This window comes from Echinicola sediminis (assembly GCF_054777495.1).
This window is the reverse complement of record NZ_BAAHAP010000043.1, coordinates 23662-45915: the sequence shown is the minus strand read 5'-3', so window position 1 is coordinate 45915 and position 22254 is coordinate 23662. Positions and strand designations below refer to the sequence as shown.

General features: G+C 43.7%; 13 protein-coding genes. 7 read left to right on the top strand and 6 right to left on the bottom strand.

Annotation, left to right across the window (positions count from 1 at the left end):
• Window positions 1-148 precede the first annotated feature (148 nt).
• From ACYVAA_RS12630 to ACYVAA_RS12620, 3 genes are all read right to left on the bottom strand, one after another.
• On the bottom strand, window positions 149-1369 hold the full coding sequence (locus tag ACYVAA_RS12630) for a permease (protein ID WP_460542193.1): 1221 nt from the start codon (window positions 1367-1369) through the stop codon (window positions 149-151).
• A 619-nt stretch (window positions 1370-1988) separates the two neighbouring features.
• A complete protein-coding gene (locus ACYVAA_RS12625) occupies window positions 1989-3491 on the bottom strand; it encodes a RagB/SusD family nutrient uptake outer membrane protein (RefSeq protein ID WP_460542190.1) in 1503 nt (500 codons plus the stop codon).
• A gap of 27 nt (window positions 3492-3518) precedes the next feature.
• Entirely contained in the window at window positions 3519-6605 is a 3087-nt protein-coding gene (locus ACYVAA_RS12620; protein WP_460542188.1) for a SusC/RagA family TonB-linked outer membrane protein, read from the bottom strand.
• Window positions 6606-6676: 71 nt separating this feature from the next.
• Here ACYVAA_RS12620 and ACYVAA_RS12615 point away from each other — a divergent pair, with 71 nt between their 5' ends.
• Both ACYVAA_RS12615 and ACYVAA_RS12610 read left to right on the top strand, forming a co-directional pair.
• A complete protein-coding gene (locus ACYVAA_RS12615) occupies window positions 6677-6865 on the top strand; it encodes a hypothetical protein (RefSeq protein WP_460542186.1) in 189 nt (62 codons plus the stop codon).
• A 164-nt stretch (window positions 6866-7029) separates the two neighbouring features.
• Window positions 7030-11070 carry a hybrid sensor histidine kinase/response regulator transcription factor gene (locus ACYVAA_RS12610; protein ID WP_460542184.1) on the top strand — a complete coding sequence of 1347 codons (4041 nt, stop codon included), beginning with the start codon at window positions 7030-7032 and terminating at the stop codon, window positions 11068-11070.
• Window positions 11071-11466: 396 nt separating this feature from the next.
• On the opposite strand, the gene ACYVAA_RS12605 is transcribed toward ACYVAA_RS12610, so the two are convergent.
• Window positions 11467-13440 (bottom strand): SGNH/GDSL hydrolase family protein, encoded by a 1974-nt coding sequence (locus ACYVAA_RS12605; RefSeq protein ID WP_460542182.1) that lies wholly within the window; start codon window positions 13438-13440, stop codon window positions 11467-11469.
• A gap of 469 nt (window positions 13441-13909) precedes the next feature.
• Window positions 13910-16171: an alpha-L-fucosidase gene (locus tag ACYVAA_RS12600; RefSeq protein ID WP_460542180.1), complete on the bottom strand. Its 2262-nt coding sequence runs from the start codon at window positions 16169-16171 to the stop codon at window positions 13910-13912.
• Window positions 16172-16584: 413 nt separating this feature from the next.
• Between ACYVAA_RS12600 and ACYVAA_RS12595 the strand changes: the two genes are divergently transcribed.
• From ACYVAA_RS12595 to ACYVAA_RS12580, 4 genes are all read left to right on the top strand, one after another.
• Window positions 16585-17502, top strand: coding sequence for a diacylglycerol/lipid kinase family protein (locus ACYVAA_RS12595; RefSeq protein WP_460542178.1), 918 nt, complete (start codon window positions 16585-16587; stop codon window positions 17500-17502).
• A gap of 442 nt (window positions 17503-17944) precedes the next feature.
• Window positions 17945-18352 carry a TOBE domain-containing protein gene (locus ACYVAA_RS12590; RefSeq protein WP_460542176.1) on the top strand — a complete coding sequence of 136 codons (408 nt, stop codon included), beginning with the start codon at window positions 17945-17947 and terminating at the stop codon, window positions 18350-18352.
• Window positions 18349-19020: a molybdate ABC transporter permease subunit gene (gene modB / locus ACYVAA_RS12585; RefSeq protein WP_460542174.1), complete on the top strand. Its 672-nt coding sequence runs from the start codon at window positions 18349-18351 to the stop codon at window positions 19018-19020. The genes ACYVAA_RS12590 and modB overlap by 4 nt, the downstream gene beginning before the upstream one ends.
• Window positions 19017-19889 carry an ABC transporter ATP-binding protein gene (locus ACYVAA_RS12580; protein ID WP_460542172.1) on the top strand — a complete coding sequence of 291 codons (873 nt, stop codon included), beginning with the start codon at window positions 19017-19019 and terminating at the stop codon, window positions 19887-19889. Before modB ends, ACYVAA_RS12580 begins: the two co-directional genes overlap by 4 nt.
• A 311-nt stretch (window positions 19890-20200) precedes the next feature.
• On the opposite strand, the gene ACYVAA_RS12575 is transcribed toward ACYVAA_RS12580, so the two are convergent.
• Window positions 20201-20647: a molybdenum cofactor biosynthesis protein MoaE gene (locus ACYVAA_RS12575; RefSeq protein WP_460542170.1), complete on the bottom strand. Its 447-nt coding sequence runs from the start codon at window positions 20645-20647 to the stop codon at window positions 20201-20203.
• A gap of 431 nt (window positions 20648-21078) precedes the next feature.
• On the opposite strand from ACYVAA_RS12575, the gene ACYVAA_RS12570 reads away from it, so the two are divergent.
• Complete coding sequence (locus ACYVAA_RS12570) at window positions 21079-22128, top strand: MBL fold metallo-hydrolase (RefSeq protein ID WP_460542168.1); 1050 nt, start codon at window positions 21079-21081, stop codon at window positions 22126-22128.
• Window positions 22129-22254 lie beyond the last annotated feature (126 nt).

Genomic DNA, 22254 nt, shown 5'->3' with positions numbered 1-22254 from the left:
GGACACTGGTGTCTATTAATAATTGATTCCCTTTCACTAGTCAACAGAAAAGCTCCGTTATCAATTTTGGAGCTTTTCTCATCTGTATATTTTTCGTTGGATGGTGACCTTCCATTATAATCCCAGCTTATTCATGTACAAGCAATATTTAAACAAGAAATAACTTAACCAATATTCCTCCAGCCAACCAGCCATAACATACAAGGGCCATCAATTTAAGGAAGCTTTCCAAAGCGGGACTTTTTGGAGCCATTTCTTTATGATAATTGACTTGTTTGTTATGGTAAAAGCCGAAATAACCCAGTAATCCAGACACCGCGAGGAAGCCAAGGTTTAGGAAAAAAGTATAATCAATTTTAAAATGCTGCTTTTCCGTAATACTTTTACCAGTACTCTCAGGTAACCAATCCAAAAGAATAAAACCATAATGCAACAACAGAGAGGTGACAATCAAACTAGTAAATAGTAAGAAGAGGATAAATAGCGACATTTTCCATCCATAGTACTTGGCATTGATCCTCAAAACCGGAAATACGACCAGATCACTGAAAATAAATGCCATCACTCCGGCAAAACTCACTCCCTTGCCAAATAATAGGGCTGCCAGGGGAATATTGCCCATAGAGCCTATAAAGGTGAGGAATGCGGCCAATGGACCTACCACCACATGTTCCAAAAGGGTCAAAAAACCAAAACCGTCGCTACCCTGTCCGGTGTTGATGAACAGGGTCTGAAAAAAGGAATCAGGGACAAAAGCGGAAACAATGCCGGCAATGGTAAAACCAACCGTAACATCCTTCCAAACCATTTTCCATTCCATCGCATATTGCTTGCCAACTTTAACCCAATTTTCACTAGAGGACATCCTTTCCTTTATTGAACCTTTGTCAGCCTTACCCTCATTGGATTCTCCCAACTGCTTTCTTGCCTTATCAATTAATTTCTTTGGACGAATCAATCGGATAAGCACCCAACTGCAAACAATTAATAATATCCCTCCCACATATTCTCCGACTACAAATTGCCAACCAAGGAAAATGGAAATGATTATCCCCAGTTCGATGACCAGGTTGGTCGAGGCCAGTAAAAATGCCATGGAAGAAGTAAAGCTGGCCCCTTTTTGGAACAGGGATTTGGAAGTGGCCAAGGCCGAAAAGCTGCACGAACTGCTGATAAAACCGAAAAAGGTAGCCAGAATCATACTTTTAGCGCCCGTATCGCCCATGGTCTTTTGCATTCTTTTCTCAGTGACAAATACCTGTATCATTGAACTGACCAGATAGCCCAGCACAAATGCCCAAAGAGCCATCCAAAAAAAGCCTAAACTAGTATAAGCTGCATCTCCCCAATGCTTTAGAAAATCATTCATAAAGAAAAGGTGTTAATTCAACATACCTACAAAATCAACGGATCAAAATATCCATGCCCATTAAGTTGGCAACTTAATTTATAAATGTCATACGGTATACTGCAAAAGCTTTACCACTTTGTTGATATCAGTCCCTATTAAAAGTAGCCTAAAAATTATAACCAAGCATAGATGCTTATTTTTAACTAGCAGATATAGAACTAACTTCCGTGGTGGCTACATGTTATTTTCCAATACCGATTTCCTTAAGCTATTTAAAATATTTCCCCAGTCTGTACGCATTTAGAGCATTCAGGTATAGCTTGGGCACCTTTATAGCTGTGGCTTCCATCTAGCATCATTTACCTCAGTAGGCCATTTGAAAGGGTCAATATAAAAGTCCAGTAGCATGTTACAAACATCCAATTACTTACCTGAAAATCATAAAATAAGGTATTTCTTGATCTGATATGCATCGTCCTAATTGAAAAACAGTGGACAGCTATTGGAATTGGAAATCCTAGGGACAGGAAGGTAAAGCCACAGCTTACAATCAGTTCGGTAATTTACTATGAAACAAAACTTAAAAAAGCCCGAAAGTACAACTTCCGGGCTATAGGTTTAGTAGGTTCGGTAATGACTATTCACTGTCCCACCATATGCGTGTGGTGAAAGTGTCAGGGCCCTGTCTTTGGATGGCCTGGTTAAGATGCTCCGTATTGATACTGTATTCTTCTCCCGAATAGGTCATCCTACGAGGGATTTGACCACCGGTCACATTTCCGGGGTAGTTGATCGGGGTGAGTTCAGGATAGCCTGTTCTTCTCCATTTGGCGTATCCCTCCCAATTTACCAAAAATGTCGCTGCCCAGTATTGCTCACCGATCATTTCCATGCCATTACTTGGATCAAATGGATGAGCGGCCAAGTAGGCATTGATTGCTCCGGTAGTAGGTGTGTCTACGCCAAATATGGACCACTGTTCCATGGAAGCGCTTACCCCTTTTTCGTAATGGACTGCTGCATTGCCACTGTGCCAACCTTTTAGGGCTGCCTCAGCCAACATCAGTTCCACCTCTGCATAAGTAAGGTGCAGAGAAGGGGAATCCCATTGCCTGATGGCAGGGTTGACATTGGAGTAAGTGCTCAAATCCGCCCCGCCTTCATAATCAATGATCGTGGAGTTATCATATCCATTGGGCAGTCCCTTATGTGTTCCGCCACTTTCTACCCAACTGATAATATCCAGTCTGGGATCATCATTGGATGCCATCCAATCCACAAAGGTGGCGGACAAGCGGATCCTGTCCCTGGTATTAAATCCGGCATTGAAGGGATTTCTATGCCCTCCCACCTGGTGAATGATGCGGGCCAAGTCATCATTGCTGCTCATTACGCCGCCGTTAATGGCCTTTTTTACCCACATTTCTGCATCCGAAGGACTGACATTAGAAATCCTCATACCCAATCTAAGCATCAGTGAATAAGCCAACTTTTTCCATTTCACAATGTCTCCGGAATACAAAAGATCATTGTTTTCCGGGCCCCTTAAATTAGGGTCAAATGATTGGGCTGCCTCTTCCAGCTCCTTGAGCATATCAGCATAGATGGCTTGCTGGGCATCATATTGGGGCAACCACTGGTTGTCGATATAGCCTTTCCCTGCTTCAAAATAAGGGACATCCCCATAAATGTCCGTCAGCCTATGGGCAGACATTACTTTCAATATCCTGCCCATGGCATAATAATTTACCGCCGTCGGATCCATGGAAGTACGGTTGACATAATCTGCCAAATCACGGTATTCATTAATATAGGCTTCGTCAAAGAAGGCCGAGGCAAATAAAGGATCGTTCAGGTACTTATCTCCGGGAAGAAATACCCCGGATACCGGGCTTTCCAGATCCGCCATTTGTTGGATGGAAGAAAAACAATAGCCAAGAGAGGTCCTAAAGATTTCATGGCTGCCTCCGGTATAGCTCAGCTGCATTTTGGTCAGCTGCATCCCGTAATCCAGGTCATTGATGGCATTGGGGTTTTCGTTCATTTCCTTAAGATCCTCGATGCAGCCAACCCCGAGTGTCAATGCCACAAGTGGTGCAAAAACACGTTTTATAATTTTATTTTTGATGGTATTTTTCATGATAATGACTTTTAAATCCAGAATGGTTTAGAATGAAAGATTAAGGTTGACGCCGTAGCTTCTGCTTTGGGGCAACTGGAAGAAATCCATTCCTTGGGCATTCCCTTCATTATAGGTAGACTCAGGATCGATGTTTTCCACTTTGGAGTGTAAAAGCAGCAGGTTTCTTCCCACCAGGGAAATCTTTGCGCTTCTGACTTTTAACTTGCTTAAAAAGGTGCTGGGCAGTTGGTAGCCAAAGGTCACTTCCCTTAATTTGACAAAGTCTGCGTCGTAGATGAACTGTTCTGCGATTTTGTTCCTGATTTCATTGTAGTAGGCGGACATTTCACTGGCCGGCACATCTCCGATACCATTTTCCCTGCCGACCAGGGTGTTTTTATGCATTCCCCTTCTATACAACCAAGAGTTGGTACCACTAAAGATCACCGCTCCCATCTTATAATCCACCAAGAATCCTAAATTGAAATTCTTATAAGTGAAGTTATTGGAAAGACCTCCCGTAAACGGATGCACACCGGATCCGAACGGTACGATCCCTGCAGCTTCATCCCTCATCGGTAGTCCAGCCGCATTGTGCACAATGTTTCCAGATGCATCCCGCAAATACATCCATCCTGTCACCTGTCCATAAGGAAGTCCTTCGATGTTGTGCACATAGGCTGTCTGTGCCCTGTTTTGGTCCAATTGCAGCCTTTCCCCTTCTACCTCCGGATCGATCAAACTCAACACTTCACTTTTATTATAGCCCATGTTCAAGGAAGTATTCCAACTAAAATCTGCTTTGTTTACTAATGCACCGGTGATCAACAATTCAAAACCTTTGTTGATGACCTCTCCCACATTGATCTGGGCAGAACTGTAACCTGAGGTTTTGGATATGGTCGCTGGAAGGATGTCGTCTTCGGTTTTACGCTGATAAAGTGTAAAGTCTATCCCTAAGCGGCTATCAAAAAACTGGGCATCAAAGCCGAATTCCACTTCTGTGGCCAATAAAGGCTTCAATTGTGCATTGGCTACAAAACCTTGGGCTATGCCTCCCTGGGCTACCCCGTTATGGGGCAGACCTAGACCATAGGTTTGGTTGAGCACATAAGGAGAAGTGTCCCCTCCTACTTGCGCCCAGGCTGCACGTAACTTAAAGTAATCCATGAAACCCGGCATTTTCAATAATTCGGAAAGCACTGCACTGGTACTTAGTGATGGGTAAAAAATGCCGCGACCGTTCAGGGTACTGAACCAATCTTTACGGCCAGTGGCTGTAAGGAACAAGGCAGTTTTATAGGAAATCTCTGCCAGACCATAAGCTGAATTGATGCCCTTTTTATAAAAGTCAGCTCCTCCGGTCCTTCTGATGGTATTGGATAAATTATCGAAGAAAGGAATGGCAAATTCGTAACCATTGGTACTATTACTATACCGCTCCTGTCTCATGCTGGCAGCACCTACCAGGACATTGTACTCCAGTCCATTGTCAAACATTTTGTTGGAACCCAACATAATGTCGCTGTTGATTTCCTTATGCTTGGTCTGTGACTGCTCTATATAGCCTTCTGGGCTTTGTGCACTGCCATAAGGCCGGAGGTTCACATTGCTCCTGTTCCACTGATCAATCCCTGCTCGCCCTTTGATGAACAACCAGTCCGTGAAATCATAGTTAAGGCTAAAACTGCCCAATGTTCTGGTCCTTTCACTCTCATTGTTTTTCTGGTAAGCACTATAATAGGGATTCTCAAACCAAACTGTCTGAGCCGGCAAGAACTCAAAACCATTGTCCGGTCTGGCACCCAGCCTGTTGGGATCACCTTTTAAGTCCAGTACATTGATGTTAGGGGCCAAACTCCAAACGGTATAATTGACATTGCTGACCAGATCCCCCTGTGCCGGTGGATTTTTTACATTTTGGATGATATAACTACCGCTGGCCTGGAAAGTCAGCTTTTCGTTTACTTTGCCCTGAGCATTCAGGGTAAAGTTGTTTCTGTCCATACCAGAATTGGGAACAATGCCCTTATTGCTCAAATCTGAGGCAGAAAAGCGGAAGCCCATTTTATCCGATCCCCCGGAAAGGGCAATGGTATTGGTAAAGGTATGTCCTACATCATAAAACCTTTCGAAATTGTCACCTGAATAAGCATAAGGCCTTTCCACTCCATCAAACTGGATCACTGAAGAACCATCCAGCTTTCCACCCCAGGCGGTATCACCCCCTGCCAGGGATTCTTCCAGTGTTGTAGGCTTCTTGCCATTGAGCCCATGTCCATATTCTCTCTGGGTGTCCAAGCGGTTGATGGCTTTGTCCATCACAAAATTGGAATTGACTTCCAGCCTCAGTCCCTCTTTGCTCTTTCCGCTTTTGGTGGTAATCAGGATTACCCCATTGGATGCACGGGAGCCATAAAGTGCGGCAGCGGTATTTCCTTTCAACACTGTCATGCTTTCAATATCATCGGGGTTGATGTTGCCTATACCGTCACCTTGGTCACGGCCGCCCCACATCCCTGCAGAGCCAAGGTTGCTGTTATCGATGGGAATACCGTCCACTACATAAAGTGGCTGGTTACTTTGGGTCAGGGAGGTATTCCCCCTGATCACTACCCTGGAAGAACCAGCCGGACCGGAGGCGATATTACTTACGTTTACCCCGGCCACTTTTCCTGCAAGACCATTGGCTATATTGGTTTCCCTGGCCTGGGTAAAGCCCCTGCCATCCAGCTCAGTGACCGAGTACCCCAGCGCTTCCTTTTCCCTTTCTATACCTAAGGCAGTCACCACCACTTCGGACAGGGCCTGCTCGTCCTGACCCAGAGTCACATTGATGATACTTTGATTTTGAACGGGTACCTCTTGGCTTTGGTAGCCGATAAAACTAAATACCAGAACACCGTTTGGGGAAGCCTGTACCTCATATTCCCCGTCGATATTGGTTACCGAACCCTGTCCGGTATCCTTGACCAGGATATTTACTCCCGGGAGGGGTTCTCCATCATCTGAGGAGACCTTGCCCTTAACCGTGGTTTGTGCCTGGGCAGCACTGTACCAAAGAGCCAAACAAATAATACCTAGCATCCTTAATAGGGATGGTTTGGTAATGGAAGAGTTAAGTTGTTTCATAATTTTTTGGGTTAGAATTGACATTATATTGATGAGGATATTGCTTATCCTTAAGTCCGGATTAATTGATCATGATCAACAATACTGCTATCGCTAAGATGATGACCACACAAGTGATCTCCAGCCATAACCACCGCAAGTACTTTCGTTTGGTTTTATTATTCATGGGAGATTGGAATCAGATAAGTCTTGAATACGTCTCCAATTTTAGCGACAACAGGAAGGATCAGCGGGATATAATTGGTCAAAATGGGGGCTGATATGTGTCATTTGTTTCCGGAAAACCGTCGAGAGAATCATTTAAATCACTTATTTACAGTCTGTTTCAATACTTTCGCCTTATACCTCTTTTAAAAATGGTTTTGGGGACTTTCTTCAAACTCCGTAAATTTTTATCTTTCATAAATAATTACCCAAAAGCCTGATGCCCTCATTAACATCTTTCAAACAATTTGTGCTGCTTTTCCTATTCTTTTGGATTGGTCCGGTTACGACCTGGGCACAATCTGATGTGGGCCATATCACCACGGAGAACGGGCTCTTGAACAATTATGTCAATTGTATCTATCAGGATTCGAAAGGATTTATATGGGTTGGCACCAAAGAGGGACTCAGTCAATTCAATGGGATGGAGTTTACCCATTTTACCCACAATCCGGCGGACTCTTTTTCTTTGAGCAGTAATATCGTCTTGGACATTACTGAGGACCAAAATGGAAGAATATGGATCGCCACCAATGAAGGGCTAAACCTGCTCAATGAAGATCAGGACCGTTTTGAGCATTTTTTCTTTGATGCTGAAGCGGCCAACACTACCAAGGAGAACTATATTTCAAAACTCCATGTGGATAATAACGGGCAGTTTTGGGTGGGCAATGGCAATGGGAACCTCTATCTTTATCGTCTTAAAACACGCTCATTTAGCCAGTTTCCAACTGAAGGTATGGCTGAAGTCAGGGATATCCTGGATGGACCGGACAATAGCCTGTTTGTGGCTTATGGGGCCTGGGTCTTAAGAAACAAAAAGGGGGGCATCAAGTGTTTCGACAGAAACCAGCTAAAATACCTTGACCATCCGGTCAGCCCCCTGACAGAAGAATTGTCGGTCACACAAATTTTGCGGGAAAAGTCCCTTCTTTATTTATCCACCTACAATGGCGGTTTTCATGTGTTTGATCTCAACTCTTCCCTCTTGACCAAGGAAAGCAGTGAGCTGAACCATACGGATTTAAACTATCATATGTTGGCTACCAAAGCGGGAAAGCTACTGATAGGCACTGATGGTGAGGGCATCATGGTATACGATCGCTCCAGCGGCCATTTTCATCCAATGGCCGAGAATAACCAGATCAACAGTAAGGCGGTCACCTACTTACTGGAGGACCAATCCGGTATCATTTGGGTGGGCACCGTCAACGGTGGTTTAAGTAAAATTGATCCGCACAAAAGTAAAATCGAACATTGGGGCTTTACAGACGATCCACTGGACGGCTTGAGCGGGAAGTCGGTCCTGAGCCTTGCCGAAAGCAAAAAAGGGGGAATATGGATCGGTCTGGACCACGGAGGTTTGAATTATTACCAGCCGGACCAAAACCGCTTTACTCATTATTTGCCTTCCAGTAGCCCGGAAAAAGGTCCTGCGGACCAAGTTATCAACGGTCTCTATGAAAGTAAAAAGGGAGACCTCTGGCTGGGATATTACCTTAATGGCATGGGCGTTCTCGAAGACCAGACCGGTAAGTTTGGTCATTTCATTGGACAGGATTGGCTCTATGGAGGCACCTATGTTAAGGCCTTTTGGGAAGAAGCGGATGGCAGCATGTGGATAGGCACTAGAAATCAAGGCCTTATTCATTATGACCCAAAGTCAAAAGCTTCCAGGAACTTCAGGCATCATAACGATGCCCCAAACTCCCTAAGCCATAACCATGTATCCGTTCTCCTTCCCTACGATAATGATAACCTATGGGTGGGGACCTTCCATGGCTTTGGTTTGTTCGATAAGTCATCGGGAAATTTCACCAATTATATCAATGATCCCTACAATGATAATTCCCTGCAGGGTAATTTGGTTTATTCCATGTGTTATGATGATCAAGGAAACCTTTGGATAGCTACAGACAAAGCCCTTAATTATTTTAACCCTGTAACGGGTGATTTCAGGCAATTTAATGTATCTCATGGATTGCCAAGCAATACCATCAAAGGAGTTATTTTGGATAACAACCAAGAGCTATGGATAAGTACCAATAGAGGACTTTCTCATTACTCGCAGCAAAGCGGTAAATTCAGCAATTATACTTACCAGGACGGTATCATCGGAGTAGAATTTAATGAAAATTCCCTGCTCAAAGACAACAACGGAAAGCTCTATTTTGGCAGTGTCAACGGGGTAAGCAGCTTTCATCCTTCCGAAATCAAACGGAATACCCTGCCCCCTCCGGTTTATATCACCCAGCTGTCCATTGCCAACAGCCCCGTAAAAATAAGACAGGAAAAATCAGTCCTGACACAGGCTATCACTGAGACAAAAAGCATCAAACTGGCACATCATCAGGCTGATTTCACCTTTGAATTTATAGCCCTCAACTATACTTCGCCGGAAAAAAACCAATATGCCTATTATCTGGAAGGTTTTGATAAAGAGTGGAATTATGTCGGCAAGCAAAGAATGGCCACTTATACCAATATTGATCCGGGTGACTATACCTTCATGGTAAAAGCCGCCAATAATGACGGTGTCTGGAATGAAAACCCGGTCACCATTGCTGTGACGGTGCTTCCTCCCTGGTACAAGACCTGGTGGGCCTATGGCCTGTATTTGCTGACGCTCTCTTTGGCCATTTTTGGGATTAGCAGGGCCTCTTTAAACAGGCTAAGGTTGCTCAACACCCTGAAATTGGAAAGACTGGAAAAGCAGCAACAAGCAGAATTGAATAAGTTGAAGATTAATTTTTTCACCAATATCTCCCATGAATTCCGTACGCCACTTACCCTGATCATCGGTCCAATAGAACGGTTGATTGCTTCCTACAGACTGGATGAAGAAGGGAACCGTCACCTCCATGTCGTCCAGCAAAATGCCCAGCGACTTAAAAAACTGATAAACCAATTGATGGATTTTAGAAAAGCCGAAGAGAAGAGAATCAGCCTAAACCTCGTAAGACGCGATATGGTTTCGTTTTTAAATGCCACCTTACATCAGTTTGATTACCTCGCGCGTCAAAACAATATTGCAGTGCTGAAGGATTTTGAAGTGGACGAGCTGGAGATGTGCTTCGATGAAAACAAACTGGACATTGTTTTTTATAACCTCCTGTCCAATGCGTTCAAATTTACCAAGCCGGGAGGTAAAATCAGCTTAGGGCTAAAAAAACCGGACCAAGAAGGCTTGGTAGCTATTTATGTAAAAGACAATGGGATAGGCATCCCTGCTGAGGAACAAGATAAAATATTTGAGAGTTTTTATCAGGCCAATCACCAGTTTGCCGGAACGGGCATAGGTCTTTCACTTTCAAGATCTTATATTGATCTACATCAAGGAAAAATCAACCTTAAAAGTACTTTGGGCAAAGGAAGCACTTTCACCGTTACCCTTCCCATCAACCATGCAGTAACGATTGAACATCAATTGCCAGCTTCCGATTATCCTGCCCAGATACCGTCAAAATATTATCAGGGGAAATCTTTAGCAATAGAGAAGTCAAAGCATAAAGTTCTTGTCATCGAAGATGAGGCCCAGATGCAAAACTTTCTATATGATCTGCTTAAAGATCATTTTGAGGTCAAAACCGCCAATAATGGAGCCGAGGGGAAAATCACCGCAGAGAGGTGGCAGCCAGACCTTATCCTCAGTGATATCATGATGCCGGAGATGGACGGGATGACACTCTGTAAACTGCTAAAGACCAATTTCATCACATCACATATCCCCATCATCCTTCTGAGTGCAAAATCCAATGAGGACAGTATTGCAGACAGCTATGAGTTAGGCGCCGATGATTATGTTACCAAGCCTTTCAACCTGAAGATTCTCATTTCCAGAATATCCAATATCATAGATAACAGAAGAAAACTCCAAGAAAGGTACTCCCAAGCAGCTACCCATGCTGTAGATACACTGGAACTTACGGATATGGACAAGGAATTCTTGGAAAAGGTGAATGCTATCTTGGAGAAAAAACTTTCCGACCCGCTATTTGATGTCAACCAACTGGTGGAGGAACTGGGGATGAGCAGAAGCCAGGTATTTAGAAAAATTAAGGGCATTACAGGTCAATCACCCCATCAATACCTGCAGACAGCCAAGCTCAATGAAGCGGCAAGGTTGCTGACCCGCAGTGGTTTGAACGTTTCGGAGGTAGCCTATGAATTGGGCTTTGGCAGTGTTCGAAATTTCAGAACCGCCTTCAAAAAACAGTTCAACGCCACTCCCACGGATTATATTCAGCACAGTAAGAAATAAAGGTGCTATATTATCTGTGGAAGATGGGGATTGCTAATGGGTGACAAGGTTATTAGGCTATATGATTATCCATAATTACATCAGTAAAATTATTTCTCACGGATTTCACAGATTTACACAGAATTAAAAGTCTTTTCTGTGGATTTCTGTGCATTCTGTGAGATATGGTTTTATAATTTGTAGTTACTAGCGTCTTTGAGGATATACATATTAGGTTAATTGGTTAACTGATTAGCTGAATGGTTCTTCATTCATCATTCAAAATTGGACATTCTAAATTCCCTTCCACTTAACCCTTCGACAAGCTCAGGGAGCGGACACAGAAGGTCCAAAGGAATAGAAATACCAAGAAACCTAACAGGTCTTCAGTGATGAACACAGACCTATATCAAGTAATCACTTATTGACGATAAAATATCTGATCCTACAGGCATTGCCGGCACTATGTGGATCCTTCTCTTCAGCCACCTTTATTTCTATAAGGTGCTCTCCTTTTTCCAAATCATCCTCCAATACATAATACCAGGGCAGGTGCAAATGTTTGCTCCATTTGGTATAGAGATTTTGGCTTTTCCATTCTCCTTTGTCCACCCTATAGCTGATGGTTCCGGCGTCCTGCCCAGCAGCAACGGCAATCCCCACAGCATTCCCCTCAAACCTAAATTTCAGCTTACTGCCCACCTGTTCACTGATCAACATGGGAACATCCACAAAATTGTTTCGGGTACCGGTACCGTCACTTGGCGTCCAGTTTTCCACTATACTCCAGCCTTTGCCCATGTTGGCTTCTTGGATCGGCACCAAGTGTCCTTTATCGTACGCCCCCTTTGTGAGGTAGTCAGGCAAAGAAAAGGCCTCCAATTTATCGTCCTCATCCAGGTGCCGGGAATAGGCGTTTTGCAGGAAAGAAACCATAGATTGGGCATATACCTGCTGTCCAAAAGGCGAGGGATGCAGGTTTTTGAAATCCCCCTCCCAGGTGAATTCACCATTGGCAATCCGTAGGCTTACTTCTTTGGCTAAATTGATGGAAGATACCCCATAATGCTCCGCAACTGCTTCATGGTTTTGGATGACTTCAGGGACATTCCCTTGATGATAGCTTTTGATTTTATCGGGATCCACAAAGTGGAACATCACAATATCTGTCTCCGGATTGGTTTTCCTAAGCTGCCTTATAATGCCTTCCATGCCCCTTAACTGTTCTTCAGCACTTCTTCCGTTGGACGCATCATTGACAGCGGCTTCTTCAAAAAGGAGATCTATCCTCCCTTTGGAAAGGATGTCTCTTTCCAGTCTAAAGGCTCCGGGTACAGTGCCCATGGAAGGGATTCCGGCATTGATAAACTCAAACTCCGTTTCAGGAAAACGTTCCTGCAAAAACACCATGATGCTGTCCCTCCAGCCCGGATTATAGGTAATCGAGCCTCCTAAGAAAGCCACTCTCCCTTTCTTTGTCCGTTCAAAAGTGATTTTGGAGTTTTTGAGGCTGTTGCGCAGTGTATGAAAATCAGCGGACTTGAGCTTGGACTGATCCACGGTATGGTAATAGATAAAGTCAGCAACCATCTTTGGGCTTTCTATGGGGAAATGGTGTCCAAACAGGTCTTGTTGCCCCTGCGTACAGGGAATAACGGTGGCAGGCCCACCTGCTTTGATGTAATTTTGGATCAGGAGATAGGTATTCTCCTCAGGAGGAACCACCTGATCATGCAGGCCTATCATGTGCAGCACCGGCACTTTCTTATCAGCAAGTGCCTGAAGGTTATTCATCGGAAGGTCTTTGTATGCTTTGGCTGCTTCATCTGTTTCAAAGCCATATACTTCTTTGAGCTTTTCCCAGTCACCGGGACTCCCCTTTCCGTTCCCAAAACCACCAGGCCAGCTTTTAAAATCACAGACAGGGGCTTCGGCATAGATGCAGGAAACTTTGTCCGGGTTCCTTTTTGCCCAATTATAGATAAAAAGCCCGCCTCTGCTCACTCCCATAAGCGCTGGTTTTTCGCTCAATTTGTATTCTTCAACCAACATTTGGTATAACCTGTCCCAGATATCCATGGCCTGTGGTGCCCCGAAAAGACCATTTGTGTTAATGTATGCCAAATGAAAACCCCTTTGGACCAAGATACTGTCCGCTTCGGTATGCCAATCAGGAAATCGTGCCCTCCAAATCCAGGGATTGCCTTCCAAGGACTGTTTGGGTTTGATGACTCTTAAGTCTCTTTCTTCAAATTGGAGATCATACCTGGTAAACCCCTTCCATTCCGATGTATCAACATCAGCTGCTGTTCCACCGATTCCCCTTTGGAAGCTCGCCAAAAACAAAAGGCCCATTAAACAGACCTTAACCCATCGTCGATTTTTATTCATTGGTCTTTGTTGTTCTAATACTGTTTCTGATCGTTTGTAATCTCGTAAATCAATAAATTATCTTGGATAAGGTTCTCAATTAAAATCTACGGGTTTTGGCGGCAATTTATATACTCTATTTACATTTACCCGGCCAAAACATGACCGTTCTGGTGGATCTTAGCCTGGGGCTGTCACCCCAGGCTGTTATTAATTTGCCCCGTTGGGGCAGCCCATTTCTCCCCTGCCTTACATGACTACAACGAAATATTATCTGTGTAAGAATCAGATAAATCTACAAATGAGACAGTCTCTTTTGCTTCCACTCCTTTAGTTTCTTAAGGCCCAATACCTGCAAGGCGAATACATCAATACGATTGGATGATCTCCCAAAGATTTTATCCTAAGTGCTATGGTTTCATTCTTAACCCACAATGGCTCATTTTAGGTAAAAAAAAATGCCCTGCAATCAAATCACAGGGCATCAATTTTATTTTACCAAGAAACCAAGCTCTGCTATGGCCGCATAAATATGGCCGCCTGCAATTCTTGTCGCTTCCAGTTTAATAAACCTGGCCTCAACCGCTTGGCCAAAATCATGTCTTCTTAAACTTGGATCATTGATCAGGTTGCCGAATTCAAAATCTTCCAGCAGTTCCCAATCCTTGCCGTCTGCGCTATAGTACAGCTTTCCTACTTCGATCATCCCTTCTTTATCCTCATTAGGAGGCAGATAGGTAAAGCCCGTCAGGCTAAGGTTTTGGCCAAGATCCAGGGTAATCTCTTGTGCCCCTTTGGCACTGCCTTTGGCTTTCCAATAGCTGCCCTTATTGGCATCAATGGCTTTTTCTGCTTCATGCCCCTCTTCCCCTGTAGAGGCAGCTACAAGCTTCCAATCTTTTTTGATTGCCCCAAACAAGGCCGAAGCCACAGCTCCCTGATCCTCTTTGCCAAAAGCTGCTGCTTTGACCTCTCCTTTTTCCATATTGAAGGGGCCTTCATATAAGGTAGAACCGGAGTTGGGTTCACTTCCATCCAAGGTATAGCGAATGCTCAAATCCCTGTTAAGGCTTCCGGCAATATCCTGCTCGTAGGTTTTCCAGCCAAAATCGGCTTTTTGCGCCCCTATACTCACCATACCTTCCAGGTTCCGCTCAATGCTCAGCTGAGGGGGACGGGTTTCATAATAATAGGCCGCCACCTTGCTGATGGCAGGTTCCAACCGTTCTTCCAAAATCCTTACACGCAGCTTGTCGGTAGTGACTTCTGGAAACCTTACGATACTTTTATAACCGATATTATGGTCTGTAGCTACTTCTTTCCATGATCCCTCTACCATGGCATCTAAGGCAAAAGCCGCTACCCTCTCACCGTGTGTGGTAATGGCTTCCTGAATCATGAACCGGTTTATCCTGGCAGGTTTGGACAGTGCCATTTCAAATGACTTTGACTTGTCCAGCAGCAGGTAACTTTGGTCATTATCATCCAAAACCTGATCAGGTCCACTGGCTCCTTCCAATAAATCGGTGCTATAGGTTTCTTTTATCCTTTTGCCCACTTCTTCCAAAACGGCTACATCCCTTGCTGGAAACTCTCCATTGGTATTAGGAGGGATATTTAGAAGGAAAATAGAATTTCCACCCACGGACCTCTCGTACATATCGAATACGTCATCAACACTTCTTACCCCTTGTTCGTCGTCATTTCTGTAAAACCACCCTTCACGGATAGAGGTATTGGTTTCAGCAGGCTGGTAATGTAAGAAGTTGGCTTCATAAAGCTTTTCCAAACTGGCCACATCCTCCCCGGTAATGTCTTCGAACCTGTTCATTTGATTAGGATCCTCCTGATAAGGGATGACGTTCCACTCGATTTCCCTGGTTTTTCCAGACTCATTGCCACACCAGCGGATATCCTGTCTTCCAAAAATCACCGCATCAGGTGCCAGCTTTCTAATCAGCTCTTTCCAGGCCGCATAATCATACGTCTGCCCGCCTTTTGTTTTGGGATGGGCACCATCAAACCAGACTTCTGTGATATGCCCATATTCTGTCAACAGCTCAAAAAGCTGGTTAAGAAAATACTCATTATAGTCGTCCACTTTGAATTCAAAGGTGGTCTTGTTTTCGAAAGGCCTGCCTTCCACGGCCCGTGGAATAGTTCTAACGGTTTTTTCACTGAGGTTACCGTACAGCCCTTCCGGGTTTTCTATTTGGTACAAATCAGCCGGAGAGAGGTAAACTCCCAGCTCAAGCTCGTACTTTTCACAGGAAGCAGCCAAATCTTTTAGTATATCCCCTTTTCCCTCTCTAAAACCGGTGGACATCACCCCGTGCTCCGTGTATCGGGACTGCCATAGGACAAAGCCATCATGGTGCTTGGCCGTGAAAATGACCTTGGTCATTCCGGCGACTTTCATGGCTTTACACCATTGGTCTGTGTCCAGGTGCTTTAAGTCAAATACCACTGGATCCTCCATCCCAGAGCCCCATTCCTTTGCCGTAAAAGTATTCGGGCCAAAGTGGACAAAGGCAATAAATTCATCTTTTAACGCTTCATATTGGTTCTCCGTGGGTACCACATGGGCAGCTTTGATCCTTATACTGTCCTTGGTGTCGTCATCATCGACGGCAAGGGTGGATTCGCTTTTCATATACAAACCATCACTGGACGGTGTACAGGAAAGGGATAAAAGTAATAGGGTCCCTCCTACCCAAATTGATTTTCTAGTAAAATATCCACTGGTATTCATAAACACTTATAAGTATATATTTTTGTTTAACTATATCAAACATACTAAAAAATTTCAAATACTGTCATTTTATTTGTTTAAAATATAGTTCAAAGACAGATTCAGATCCTTAACTTGTAAGTGAAGGTAATCTATTGGGTATAAAGGGGAAAAACCTAATTTTCTATGCCTGTCACGAAATTTGTACTTTTCTTATTATTCCTGCTGGAGAAAATTTAGAGGGTTATACGACTTTACGCCAGTGCACCAATATATAGAAGAACCCTGAAATACAGCAAAATCAATAGCTAAGAATCTGCGGCGATCTGCGAGCTTGGGAAACCGATTGTGAATATTGAAGCTTTAGGTATAATTGCCTATCACAATGAAATTTAATCCCAAACCAGCACCAATTATTACCAAAGGTTTTAAATTTGAAGCTGAAGATACCTTTTGAAATGAACCAAGTGAAAAGCATACACTTTATTCTTAACCCCATCGCCGGAAAGGGCCAACACCTGATGGATGAACTTTTCCTTCGACGATTTTTTCCAGTGGACCATTATAAGGTATGCTTAAAAAAAACTACGGGCCCTCAGCACGCGGCAGATTTATGTCAAATGGCCATTAAGGAAAAGGCAGATTTGATTGTTGCCTGCGGTGGAGATGGAACCATAAACGAGGTTGCCACTTCTTTGGTGGGCTCAAACATTCCCTTGGGGATCATTCCCATGGGTTCAGGAAACGGCCTGGCCTCCAACCTTAATATTCCCTTGGACATACCTAAAGCTTTGGAAGTTATTAAAACGGGAGGCATAGATAAAATTGATGTAGGAAAGGTAAACGGGACCTATTTTTTCAGCAATATGGGGATAGGTTTTGATACTGCTTTGATTCATCAGTACGATAAAATAAAAAAACGGCAATTAAGCGGTTATTTAAGGGCCATGCTCAGTACTGTAGGTACTTTTTCAGGGCTGAAAAATGTTCAGATTGAATATGACGGGAAGAAGATCGCACTCGATCCGTTTTTAGTCTTTATCTCCAACTCCAACCGAATGGGGTATGGATTTACCTTAACCCCTCAGGCTAAATTGAATGACGGTTTCTTTGACCTGGTGATCATCGATAAGTTGCCCAAACTAAAAATCCCCCTCTTGGCGGGGCTGCTTCTTATCAAAAAAGTTCACTGGCTAAAACAGGTCCGCTTTCATCAAGTCCAACACTTAAAATTAAGCGGAAACAAACCCATTGAAGCCTTTCAGATAGATGGCTGTTATGAATCCAATGATTCTACCGACCTGGAAATTGACTTGATAAGGCAAGGCCTAAGTGTCCTTACCCCTTCCTAAGGCGCTTAATTCCCTTCTTTATTCATATTCAGTACTGCTTTACTGTTTTTTCAAATAAGTGTGGCATATCTAACCCGGAATAGCATACGGTCACTGAGCTTGTCGAAGTGAGCTGCCATTTCTTTCAATGGTGAAAGTTCTTTTCCTGCCGAATTCTATTGGAACCGGACACCTTTCAACAACCAGGCTCTTTTTTTTCTCATAAACAGAAATTTGTCTACTTATAGTATTCCATATAGAACCAAAAATAATAGATGCGGATTATTAGGATGACGGTCTGATTTTTTACTGTTTTCTGTATGTTTGTAACAAATAAAAAACATGAAGCTTACTATTCAGACAGATGGAAATAGGATTTCAAAGACTTTGTGCAAATATCCTGATCGGCTTTTCATTTTGAAGCTTTGATAATCTGGACACATGAATATTTATTAATTTACCAATGAACCAGTTCCAAGGTAAAATCTCCAAAATTCAGACCAGTGGCCAATTGTCCATCGTTACCGTGGACATGGGAAAGCAGCTGTTCTTTAAATCTGTCATCATCGACACCCCTTCTTCCGCTCCTTACTTAAAGGAGAATGGAACTGTATCAGTGCTCTTTAAAGAAACCGAAGTGGTCATAAGTACGGAAGTACAGCCAAAAATCAGCCTTCAAAATCAATTGGAAGGTATTCTGTTGGAGTTAGAAAAGGGAGACTTGCTTAGCCGGCTGCGCATAGACACGGTTTTGGGGCAGGTGACCGCCATTATAAGTTCCCAAGCGGTAGATGAACTGGACTTGGTCAAGGGAAGTCAACTTACGGCCATGATTAAACTCAATGAAGTGATCTTGTCCCCCCAAACATGAACTGGATTCCGATTATATTGACCTTGGAACTGGCCTTTGCCACGACAGTGATCCTTTTTATCCTGTCCCTGCCCATTGCGTATTGGTTGGCATATAGCCAAACCAAGATCAAGCCGGTAATAGAAACGTTGGTCAGTATGCCTTTGGTGCTTCCCCCCACCGTCATCGGCTTCTATTTATTAATCGCCTTTAGCCCCCAGAATGCATTTGGGGCATGGCTGAAGGATGTATTTGGCTTGCAGTTGGTATTTTCCTTCCCGGGACTGGTGCTGGCTTCCTGCGTATATAGCCTGCCTTTTATGGTTCACCCCCTTCAATCTGGTCTTGCATCCATTCCTTCTTCGATCAAGGAATCCGCAGTATTATTAGGAAAAAATAGGGTAACGGTCCTTACAAAGGTGCTGTTGCCCAATATCAAACCTTCTGTTTTGACCGCGCTGGTGCTGACCTTTGCCCATACCATGGGTGAATTTGGCGTGGTCCTGATGATCGGCGGCAATATACCGGGCAAAACCAGAGTGGCCTCTATCGCTGTATATGATGAAGTCGAAAGCCTGAATTACCTGGCCGCAAACCAATACGCCATGATCCTTTTTGTGCTGTCATTCATTACCCTTTTCATTGTGTACATGTTTAACGGAGGATACCTAAAGAACCATTGGAAATGATCAATTTGAACATCAAAAAATCCTTGGGGACAGCAAACTCCTCCATCCAACTGGACATCCAACTTGACATCGAAGAAGGACAGCTGGTGACCCTTTACGGAGAATCAGGATCGGGCAAAACCTCTACCCTTCGAATGCTCAGCGGCCTTTTGCTGCCGGATGAAGGACAAATTATCGTTGCCGGAAAATCCTGGTTCGATTCTAAAAGCAAAGCAAACCTGGCCCCTGGAAGAAGAAAAATAGGCTATGTTTTCCAAGATTATGCCTTGTTCCCCAATATGTCGGTAAAAGAGAACCTGACTTTTGCATTGGCCGATAAAAGCGACCGGGAAATCGTCCGGGAACTGATCCAAACCATGGATTTGGAGGAGCTGCAGGAGCGTAAACCTGATTCCCTTTCCGGAGGACAAAAACAACGGGTGGCCTTGGCCAGGGCCCTGGTAACCAAACCCCGGATATTGTTGTTGGACGAACCCCTCTCGGCGCTGGACAATAAGATGCGGTATAAACTACAGCAGTATGTGCTGAAAATCCACCAGAAGTACAGGCTTACCACGGTTTTGGTCAGTCATGACATAGGCGAAATCCTAAAGCTTTCCGATAAGGTCTTCGAACTGAAAGAGGGTCAGGTTATCCGTGAAGGAAGCCCTAAGCAGCTGTTTGGACTGGGCAGCACCAGTGCCAAATTCCAGTTCACAGGAGAAGTAGTGGAAATCCATATGGAACAGGTGATCGGGATACTGACCCTGATGATAGGAAACGATATGGTCAAAGTGGTTTGTGATATCAGTGACCTTCAGCAGCTCAAAGTTGGGGACAAGGTCTTGGTGGGCTCGAAAGCTTTCAATCCCATTATCAGGAAACTTTGAATCTTTAATTGAGATTACCCATTCTAATTTGCTCCATAAAATTCCAACAAGGAAAAGAGCTGACCAGAGCTTAGAATCTATTTTGACCATTCTACAGGAACAAAGCCTGTTCATAAGAAGAATCTCCGACTTGAGGGAAATCAATTTATATTGGGGTACATTCAATAGGTATAAGAAGATTACTTCTCTGCCATGGCCACCCTCAATGATGTATACAAGGGATCAATTACCCATACTACTGAAAGGAACATGAAAACCCCAAGCTTTGCTCATATAGGGATTGTTGGAAAGGAAAAATACGGTTTGGTCTTCTACCGGTTCACTTTCCACTCCTCCCTATGGTCATCAAACAGTTCCTTTCCCCAAATAGGAAGTTCGGATTTGATGCGTTCTACCAATTCATTGCAGGCTTCAATGGCTGGTTTTCGGTGGGGAGAGGAAGTAAAGACAAACAAGCAGATTTCGCCGACTTTTACTTCTCCCAAACTATGGTAGATATGTAAGCAGGTAAGATCATACTTGGAAAAAGTATCCTCCCTTATTTCTCTGGCCTTTTCCAAGGCCATATCCCTGTAGGCCGTATACTCTATGGCAATTACTTTTCCACCGTTCCTTTCATCAGCTCTGATCTGTCCCAAAAATAGGGAATGGCCCCCTATCTCAGTTTTGGAACTGTGCTTGGCGATGGATGTGGCAATTTTATCCGGGGATATTGCCCCTTCTACAAATATGTCCTTTATTTTTCTGGTCTTCTCCATATGCTAGTTAACGATTTTTGTTCAAGTTTGGGATTTAAAAGCATTTTTCCAGAATTCCAGTATTGTTTTTTTTAAAACCGACCCATAGGTTTACTTTAAGTTTACCGAGTAAAAAAAATATTTTGAAATGTAAGAGGAGATAAAACGAAGAAACAAGGAAGGATAAAAGCTTATAATTTCAATGACTACTTTTACAATTAAGACTTACCTTCATGTTGAGCTTATTTTATTTAAAATAGTTGGGCCTATTTATGCATGAGGTCCATTTGTTCTAAACTACCAAGGCCATCAATTAGATATTTAAGTCAGAACAGGTCAATTTCCTACTAGCTAGGAGATTATAAAAAGGCATTCATGATTAAAGGCAACTTTGTCTTTGTAATTTAGTTTAAAGAGTCATAGTTGTCATAAATACATAACGCAAACCAGGCATGACCTTTATTCCCCAATTTGGAGGGTCCATAAGAAAGAAAGACCTCGAAAAGTTCAAAAAATCCGCCCATTGGGACGGAAAAAAATTCAATAACCTAACCCCCACTTTAATGGGCTTTAATTTCAGGGACCTTCCTGAAGTATTAAGGGACAATTTTTCCGACAAGCAAAAAAGAACCCCGGCTAAAAAACTCCCTATACAAGCTTTTGATCCGAAGAAATTCCAGGCAGCAGATCAGACGCCCAAATTTATCTGGTACGGGCATTCGGTCTTGCTGCTTCAGTTCAACGGTAAAAACCTGTTGATCGATCCTATGTTTGGGGAGAACGCCTCTCCCATCGCCCCTTTCAAAACCAAGCGCTTCAGCAGAAACACTCTTCAGCTGATTGATCAACTTCCCCCCATAGACGCGGTCTTATTGACTCACGACCATTATGATCACCTCGACTACAGCAGTATTCTCAAACTGATTCCAAAGGTCAATACCTGGATAGTGGCTTTGGGAGTTTCCAGGCACCTCGAAAAATGGGGCCTGGAGGCCGAGAAGATCACGGAAATGAATTGGTGGGATGAAATCAGTTTTGAAGGTATAAAAATCACCTTTACCCCCAGCCGTCATTTTTCCGGACGTGGTGCCTTTGACCGGGCCAAATCACTGTGGGGAGGATATATCTTCCAAAGCCCTGATCATAAAATCTATCACAGTGGCGATGGGGGCTACGGAGAGCATTTCAAACAGGTCGGAGAAAAATACGGCCCCTTCGATCTCATGTTTGTGGAATGTGGCCAATACTACAAACACTGGGCAGAGATCCATCTATTTCCGGAAGAAAGCGTTCAAGCAGCCAAGGATGCCCTGGCCAAAGTAGCGGTGCCCGTGCACTGGGGAGCCTTCACCCTTTCCCCCCATCAATGGAAAGATCCTGTAGAACGCTTCTGCAAAAGTGCCGAAAAGCAGGCACAAGACATTTTTACCCCCGAATTGGGAGCAATCAATTACCTGGATGAACTGCAATTTTCCAATAGATGGTGGGAAGAATTGGAATGAGCTTTAATTTAAGAAAGATCTGCTAAACCAAACAATTCACGGCTTGTAGTCCACTGACCACGGTCAACCGTCGACTGTTGTCTGTGGACTATATACCTTTACCTCCCACCATCCAGGATTTTTTTT